The sequence below is a fragment of the Dyadobacter alkalitolerans DSM 23607 genome (assembly GCF_000428845.1).
In the GTDB taxonomy this organism is placed as follows: domain Bacteria; phylum Bacteroidota; class Bacteroidia; order Cytophagales; family Spirosomataceae; genus Dyadobacter; species Dyadobacter alkalitolerans.
Map to the genome: position 1 here is coordinate 25,853 of NZ_AUAS01000025.1, position 8,032 is coordinate 33,884.

Here is an 8,032-nt window from a genome sequence, read left to right on the forward strand (position 1 = left end):
TTTAAGTCTGGGCCAGATATAAATATACGAAATATAGTAAGATCTTATTTTATGGTTGACCTATTAAGATTGAAAGTGCCTGCAAAAAAATATTCTCCCGGCATTTGCCGGGAGAATATCTGCATTACATAACGGTTCTATCTAAATCGATAGTGGCTTAGTCGCGGGCAAGAACAACTTTATAGAAGATTCCTGCTAGGAAAGCGCCTGCTAGCGGGGCGACAATAAAGAGCCATAGCTGCTGGGTAGCCCATCCACCTACAAACAATGCTTGGCTGATACTGCGGGCAGGGTTAACGGATGTATTAGTGACTGGGATACTGATCAGGTGTATCAATGTGAGGCCCAAACCGATGGCAATCCCTGCAAAGCCAAAAGGCGCAGAAGGGTAGGTGGAGCCCAGGATGATGATCAGGAAAATGAAAGTCATCACAAATTCTGTCAAAAAGGCCGCACTCATGCTGTAGCCCCCTGGCGAGTGGTCCTCATATCCGTTAGCGGCAAAATCCCCGATCTGGCTGCCGTTGCCTGTAACAATTACGTACAGGACAGCCGCCCCGGCAATTCCGCCCAGGACCTGCGAAACAATATAGGGAAGCAAATCTTTGCCCTCGAACCTGCCCCCGGCCCAAAGCCCCAGCGAAACTGCCGGGTTCAGGTGCGCCCCGGAAATGTGGCCCAAAGAATAAGCTATTGTCAGCACAGTAAGACCGAATGCAAGCGATACACCTAAAAGGCCGATGCCTACGTTTGGGAAAGCGGCTGAGAGGGCAGCGCTTCCGCACCCGCCCAGCACCAGCCAAAAGGTGCCGATAAATTCTGCAACGTATTTTTTCATAGTCAAAGGTTGATTTATATTAATAGAGGGTATCAGAGCTTTCTGGCAACATACACCAGCGATAGCAGGATTGTAAATACCAGCATCGTTGCCCAATCCTTTTTGTCAATGCCCGTCGGCTGCTTATTTGTAGTTTTTTCCATGATTAGGTGTGCGTTAAATAAAAAATAGGTAGCGGGCGGCTACTAGCCGCCCGCTACTGAAAGCATTATTTAATAACGGCTACCTTGTGTGTGCTGGTAGTGCCGTCAAGCAGTGTTACTGTGACAGTATACATCCCCTGTTGCAGCCTGGTAAGATCGATCCCTTCGGCAGCGATTTGTCTGCTCTGGTAGACCTTCTGGCCGCTGACGTTATGCAGGACAACCTCTTTAACCTGCTCGTAGTTGCGGATCAAAAGCTTGTCTGTTGCCGGGTTTGGATAGGTAGCCAGCAGCGCATGTACATCCAGGCGGACATGACTGATGCTGCTGTAGGCAAAAGTTTCATCGGCATCGATCATCTTCAAGCGGTACAGGTTCTGGCCATTCACCGGGCTGCTATGCTCAAATGAGTAGTTCACCCTTACAGTGCTTTCGCCTTTTGCCAGTACAGTGCCTATTTTCACCCAGTTCTTTCCGTTTACGCTGTGCTCCACTTCAAAACGGTCTGAATTCGTCTCATCGGTCGTTGCCCAGGTCAGGATAGTACGCTGCTCACGCAGGCGCGCCTGGAAGCTAGCCAGGGTAACCGGCAGCGGGTCGCTCCATTCCAGGCTATAAATGGCTGGTGGCCCCTGAACGCCTGCAACATCGACGTAAGCATACTCAAAGGAGGTATTGATATCACCAACGGTTGCTTCGGTAAACTGCACCTGCAATTTCAGCGGGTCGAAGTTTCTGATCTCAGCGCCTGCTACCACTGGCTGCCCGTCATAGAGCAGGATGGTATTGGTTGGCAAGGTAGTGATCACAACGGTTTTACCGCCTAGCGAGCCGCCCCCTGGCTGGTCTTCGAAGTCAGTTCCGCTCAGCTCAGGCAGATCACCGCTCAGGTTGATAATCTCGTCCACTTCTGGTTGCTCTATAATGCGGTGGTACGGATCGGCCTCTGGCGCTTTCTGGATACCAAAGTTGGCGTTGGTCACATCCGTATTAGATACGGTCACACCTGTCAAAATACCGCCAACGGCAGCATCGCTTCCCACGCCCGCACCCAGGTTTTCACCTGTGTTCATCCAGTCAGCTGGCAGCGATGGGGTAGCCGAACCGCCAGGTGTTTGGTGCAATACGATGTCGTAGGTAGCGGGGTCAACAAGTCCAAAATCATATGCGCCGTTAGCGCCAACCGGTACAGTGGCCAGCACCGTGCCGTCGCTGCCGAGCAGTGATACGAACAGGCCTGTTGGTATAGGCTCCTGTGAAGTCGTGTTTACACTCACATCAGTAAGCCCGTTGGCATCATGGAAGACATTGCCCCGAAGTGCGACTTGCGGCAAGCATTCTGCGGCAGGGCGGATGCTGACAGGCACCGACTGTACAAGCTGGCATTTAGAGACTGCATCCGTGATTGTTACCTGATAAGTACGGGCAGTGCCTGTGCTTACGGTTGGGTTAGCCACAAAGGCGCTGGAAAGTCCGATAGCCGGGCTCCATACGTATTGATAGGTACCGGTAGAAGTTACATTCAATGGCAGCTGCGCGCTTTCCCCTTCACAAATAGCCAGCGGTGTGCTGCTTGCTGTAATCGTGTTAGGGCTTACCACTACAACTACCTCTTTGAAGTTGCTGCAACCGGTTGCAAGGTTTGTCTGCGTTAACCGGTAAGTTGTCGTTGCAGCAGGCGCAATGGTTGTTGAAGTTGCATTGGGGCTGGCCACACCAGCCGTTGGGCTCCACTGCCAGGTAGTACCGGCAGCAGGGGCGCCGACCAGGCTCAGGGTGGTGTTGCCACCCACACAAAGCGAAGTATTACCGCTAATGTTGAAAGCAACGGGCGTGTTTACAGTAACGACTACCTGGTCAGTGCTCGTGCAGCTTGCAGTGGTCACAGTTACCTGGTAAGTTGTTGTTGCAGCCGGCTTCACTGTTGGCTGGGCCACGTTGGCAGCGCCAACAATGCCAGCACCAGTCCATGCGTAGGTAGCGCCTTCAATGGCTGTTGTACCGATCTGCGTGGATTCTCCAGGGCAGATGGAAACATCGCTTCCAGCGCCAGCATTCGGGGTTACTACCAGCTCATCAGTGAAGGTGCAACCGCCTGGAAGCGTTACTGTTACCGAGTAAGTGGTGCGCTGGCTTACTGTGGCAGATGGGTTTGCAGCGGTGGCACTGTTTAACCCAGTTGATGGTGACCACAGGTAAGTTGCGCCAGCAATCGGCGCAGGGTTGCCATTTGCGCCAAAACCAATAGGCACAGCTGCCGCAGAACATGCTGTTGCATCGTTAAGCGTCACAGTAGGAACTGGGTTGACGGTAATAGTCACCTGATCGACCATCGGTGCAGTACAGCCCGGGTAGCTAACCTGCAAACTGTAAGTCGTCGTCTGGGTAGGGGTTGCAATTGGGTCTGCACAGGTGGTGCAGCTAAGCCCTTCGCCTGTCCAAAGATAAGTTGCCCCTGGTTCTGCGGCCCTTCCCAGCTGGATGGTTTCCCCCTGGCAGATCGTATCGGCCCGGCTTGCATACTCTCCTGGCGTCAACTCGTTTTTCAATGTCACTTCGTCTGTGGCCGAGCAGCCGGAAGCTGGGTCGGTAACAGTTACTTTAAAGGTTTGGCTACCTGTTGCAGAGAACTGTACCTGGGGTTGTGGCATGTCAGGCGTTGTCCCATTGGTCCAGGCAGCGCCCGCAGGCTCCCATGCGTAGGTCCAGTTGGTACCGGCCGGCGCTGCTGCGCCCAGCGTAACTGTTGCGCCATTACAAACAGTGCGGTCAATGCCCGCATTGGCTGTTACCTGCGCTACACCAACTTTTACCGTATCGATGGTCTTGCAACCAAAAGCGGCATCCTCGATTTCGACGATATACTCCTGCTCGGAGGTCAAAGTCGCTAACGGGTTGGCAGCTGTCGTGTCGTTAAGACCGGTAGCCGGCGACCATCTGTAATTAAAGCCGCCACCGACCAAAGAACCGATCGCTGTCGGGCTGTTATAGCAGGCAATTTTATCATCCAGGACAACAGTAGGCTTGGTTGCACCGGCAGGGTTAATATCGATGGATTCTGAGCAAACCAAAGAGGCATCATATTTATTTGTAATCGTCAAAGTGATCGTGGCAGGGCTGCTGGTCAGCACACGGACTTCTTTCGCGGTGGCATTATCGACCAGGTTGGCCGGGCTCCAGCGGTAGTTCCAGTCTGTGGCGCCTGCGTGACCGACTGGCGCTAAACGCAGCTGCTCACCCGGGAACACCTTAGGGCACCCTTGTTCAGAGATTGTTTCAATCTCAACGTCACAACCGCCACCGCAAACAACGATACTTACATCCGAAGAGCAGGAAACCCCGTTCAACGTCACTGTGCGGCGGAAGACAGTAGTGCCTACATTGCTTTTCAGGTAGGCATCTTCACCGCCATTCCGGGTCTGCAAAACCGCTCCGTTACCACTGACAATGCTCCATGCATAAACGGCCTGGGCGCAGTTGTCAAAGCCTTCATGGGTAACCCAGCGCGGGCCGCACTCGGTATCATCGGTATCAGAAGTTTCCGAGTTCAATACGGCAACTTTTACTTCGTCGACAAAGCTGCAACCGCTTTTGACTGCTGTAACAGTGTAGTTCACCGAGCAGTCAGGAAGGCCTGATGAGCCGGCCGTAAATATAGGGCGGGCCACATTGGTCGCATTCAGGTATTGGCCCGGCGTCCAGGTGTAGGCATAGGTAGCGTCAGTTATATTGCCAAGCTGCACGGAAGAGTTGATACAGATCGTGCGGTCTGCACCTGCAAAAGCAGCTGTGTTACCTGGGGCGTTGACGGGCAGGACGATCACATCATCGAAGGTCGAGCAGGTTGTGCCATCCTTTTTGGTAACCGTTACCGTCAGGCGGTAAACACTGGATATGGCAGGGTTGGCAATCGGCTGGGCGCAGTTCGTGCAGCTCAGGCTGCTGATATCGCTGCCCGACATACGCGTCCAAGCGTAATTGACTGATGGGCTGGCAACGGGCGCTGTTCCCAGCTGCACGCCACCGCTTCCCTGGCAAAAGGATTTATCAGTACCTGCGTTGGCTGTGGCAGGTACGATGGTTACCTGGTCGGTATCCACGCAGCCCGAAGCGTCTGTAACCTTTAAGGTAAAGGTTGTTGCCTGTGTAACGGCCGGAGTTGTAAAGGCGGCAGCAGAGCCTACCAGCGTGCCCCCGTTGGAGCTTCCCTGGTACCACTGGTAGCCAAAAGTACCGCTTCCACCTGTGGCTGAGCCTGTAAGCGCAACCGTGTTATTGCCGGTACCGCAAACGTACCACTGCGGGCCGTTGGCACTGGCAACCGGCGCTGCATTAGCCCCGATGTTGACCACAGCTACCTGGGAGGTGCCCACAGAGTCAAAGCGGCAAAGCGAGCTTTTGGCCAGCACGATACGGCGGTAGTAAAGCGTCTCGCTGGATGATAGCGGCTGCAAATCCTTGAAGACTTCCCCTTCCACATTTGTCCACGGGCCCGAAGCACTAGTTGCTTTTTGCCACTGGTAGCCGATGGTGGTGCTATAACCCGATGGGGCTGTTACACCCACCGCATTGCCAGTAATTATATCCGGGATACCCAGGCTGCAAGCTGACTGTGTCAACTGGCCCAGCGTACTGGGGGACACAGCGAAGCCATTCGGAAAGGGCTTCTCGGTCAGTTTGATTAAGAACGCCTCATTAACACCGGTTGCTGGAAAAGCATCAGTTAAATTATAAACACACTCGTTGGGGTCAGCGTCCATGGACTGCTGAAAGTAACCCGTCACAAGCACTTCGCCTGCCACATCAGCAGAAAGGTAAAAAGCCGATTGAATACCAGGTCCCCCAAATGCTTTCGCCCACACGACATCGCCGGCTGCATTCATTCTGGCAACATACATGTCTTGCCCGCCTACAAATGGCAAGCTGTATGAGCCAAACGTTGAAGTGGCGGCATCAAAGACGCCACCCAGATACATGCTGTTGTCAGGGCCTACCTTTATGTTGCCAATGCCTACCCCTGATTTTTTTGCCCATACCCTGGTGCCGCTGCTATTAAGCATAACCAGGTTAGTGGTCGCACCGACACCACCAGCATACACATTCCCGTTGCCGTCTGCGGCAATACCGCGGAAACTAATTGCATCAGTGGAAAGGTTCGACCAGATTGTTGTCCCGTTAGCGTCCAGCTTGATGGCATATGCGCCAGCGCCGGGCAGGGTTGCCATTCCAGTAGTAGCCGCGCCTGCTGCCCCGCCTACATAAATGTTACCAGCCGCATCCACATCCAGTGAACTCGTATTGTCGGCGCCAGCCCCGCCAATGCGCCTTACCCATTGGAAGGCCCCCGCAGGGTTTAGTTTGGTGACAAAACCATCGGAGAGTCCGGCAGAAGTGATGCTTAGCGAACCAAATGTGGCTGTGCCTGCTTCTATGTATCCAGAAAGGTACAGGTTGCCAGCCGCATCCAGGTTCATATCATAGGCGTATTCGGTACCAGGACCACCCATCCTTTGCGCATACACAAAGTTACCGTTCGCGTCCAGCTTTAAAATATAGCCGTCTCCCAGGCCATTTGTTGACGACAGGTTGTGGACACCAGGGCCGGGATTAAAGTCAGCTATTCCGCCCAACTGGCCGCTGGAATAAACGTTGCCGGCCGCATCGACTTTGATACCGTATGCGGTAACGCCAGCAGCCGGGTTGCCAACCTGTTTTGCCCAGATATAATTACCATTAGGGTCAAGTTTGACAATAAATGCGCTTGGGTTGGTAACAGACCCGACAAGATTGGCCACACCGGGCCCTGGGTCAAAATCAACGGTTCCTTGGAAATAACCGTTTACATACACATTGCCGGCCGCATCAGTGTCCACGCCGTAACCTAGCACACCACCACCGGCCGCATTTTCCTGGAACATCTTTGCCCATTCCATGCCGACCTCCTGGGCCCGGGCTGTAAAGGCGCCAATCAATAAAAAGATAAACAGCACTGCTTTTTGCAGCATGCTTGTAAGCCTGCCACCACGCACGGAGCCGGCATAGCTATGCCGCCCCCTTGCTGTGGTGCAGGTGTTTCGTACCTGTTTTCTCATAGTACTGGTAATTTTTGGTTTGAAATTGGTAAGTAGCTTCGCTTGCTAGTTTGCTGCCTTATCATTGCATAGCTAATAGATTGAATGCGTTAAGGCAGCAGTGGAAAGGCAAACCTAAGGGAAGCCGTGAGGGTAAAGGATTGGGTCCATAAATTAGTGTTACGTGAAAAAAAATAGTCATCAGGCAGCACATTGCCGCCCGATGACTGGAAGCGTTACCTTGTAACTGCTACCTTGTGTGTGCTGATAGTGCCGTCAAACAGGGTCAAGGTTACAGTGTAAAGGCCTGGCATTAGCCGACTAACATCAATGCCTTCTGATGTGAGCCCCTGACTGCCGAAGACTTTCATGCCGCGCTGGTTGTGCATAGCAACTTGCTTGATTTGCTGGTGCTCGGTAATATGGAACCTATCCGAGACCGGGTTAGGGTAGACAGAAAGGCGGGTAAGCTTAGCAAAAGTCACATTACGCACGCTGCTATACGCAAACGTTTCGTCTTTATCTACCATTCTCAGGCGGTAGAGGTTTTGTCCGCTAAGCGGGCTGGCATCAACAAAGGAATACTCGCGGAGTACCACGCTTTCTCCATGCGAAGAAAGCATGCCGATCTTGTTCCAATCCTTGCCGCTTGCGCTGCGCTCGATTTCAAAACGGTCCGAATTGACTTCCTCGGTTGTTGACCAGGTAAGCCGGGCTGTATTGTTTTCCTTTTGCGCATCGAATGCTACCAATTTAACAGGTAATGGGCAGTCAACAATAACCGAAATCGTGGCGATTGATTCCAGCCCATTCCCATCTGTAATCACATAGTCCACAAATGTAGTGTCACTGAAGCCCGCTTCCGGGGTGAAAGTAACAACCCCAGTGAGAGAATCGACCGTGTACTGACCCTGATCGTCGATGGTCAAGCTTGTAACGCGTTCCAGTGTGCCTGGTGTTAGAAGGCGCACACTTGTGGC

General features: G+C 53.0%; 3 protein-coding genes. All 3 read right to left on the reverse strand.

The annotated features are described in order from the left end of the window. Window positions 1-157: 157 nt before the first annotated feature. Complete coding sequence (aqpZ, locus tag G395_RS0125705) at window positions 158-838, reverse strand: aquaporin Z (RefSeq protein ID WP_026632657.1); 681 nt, start codon at window positions 836-838, stop codon at window positions 158-160. 208 nt (window positions 839-1,046) lie between these two features. Beyond that, on the reverse strand, window positions 1,047-7,073 hold the full coding sequence (locus G395_RS0125715) for an Ig-like domain-containing protein (protein WP_026632658.1): 6,027 nt from the start codon (window positions 7,071-7,073) through the stop codon (window positions 1,047-1,049). Between the two features lie 215 nt (window positions 7,074-7,288). Continuing rightward, window positions 7,289-8,032: T9SS type A sorting domain-containing protein (locus G395_RS30525; protein ID WP_169720089.1), on the reverse strand; the 744-nt coding region annotated here is incomplete at its 5' end.

Bases quoted from the DNA above. Each gene is read 5' to 3' on its own strand.
- aqpZ (WP_026632657.1), bottom strand. From the start codon at position 838: ATGAAAAAATACGTTGCAGAATTTATCGGCACCTTTTGGCTGGTGCTG.
- G395_RS0125715 (WP_026632658.1), bottom strand. From the start codon at position 7,073: ATGAGAAAACAGGTACGAAACACCTGCACCACAGCAAGGGGGCGGCAT.